General features: G+C 32.3%; 1 protein-coding gene. It reads right to left on the reverse strand.

All coding sequences use genetic code 11. From position 1 onward, the window contains the following. Nucleotides 1–30: 30 nt before the first annotated feature. A complete protein-coding gene (locus tag Q8G36_RS28625) occupies nucleotides 31–312 on the reverse strand; it encodes a hypothetical protein (RefSeq protein WP_305163145.1) in 282 nt (93 codons plus the stop codon). Nucleotides 313–502 lie beyond the last annotated feature (190 nt).

Consider the following 502-nt stretch of genomic DNA (forward strand, 5'->3'; position numbering starts at 1 on the left):
TTATTGAAGTAAAGCACCCATTAGTTCGATTCACTTATTTCTAGTATATTCTGGAGTATCAAAGAGTGGACATTCCTCATATTGCTTTTCCTTTGCTAGAATAAAGTAAATCCCAAGAATAAAAGTAATTATTAAAATGACACAAATTACCCAATACATCAAAGGATATTGATATAGTACTGTTGCTGTTGTAACTCCTGAATTCATATCTGTTGTTGTTATTTTATTCTCAACAGGATCATAAAGCATGTCCACAATTAAGTATGTTAGTAAAGATGAAAGAGTAAGAAATATTCCTATCGCACGTTTCATCATTTTCACCTCCTAAAACCGTTAAACTGTATACAGTTTAACGTAAAAACAAAATCCTGCTTCAACTAACCTCCCTCAATAAACTAAACACAATCTCACGATTGCTCTAGAATTCTTAGGATTTCATAGTCATATCATTAACCGTTATCTATGTAAGCTCGGCATTACTCCTCTAGGATAGGGATTTATC

The organism is Peribacillus frigoritolerans (genome assembly GCF_030676415.1).
In the GTDB taxonomy this organism is placed as follows: Bacteria; Bacillota; Bacilli; order Bacillales; family DSM-1321; genus Peribacillus; species Peribacillus frigoritolerans_A.

Coding starts and splice junctions, on each gene's coding strand:
- Q8G36_RS28625 (WP_305163145.1), bottom strand. CDS start 312: ATGAAACGTGCGATAGGAATATTTCTTACTCTTTCATCTTTACTAACA.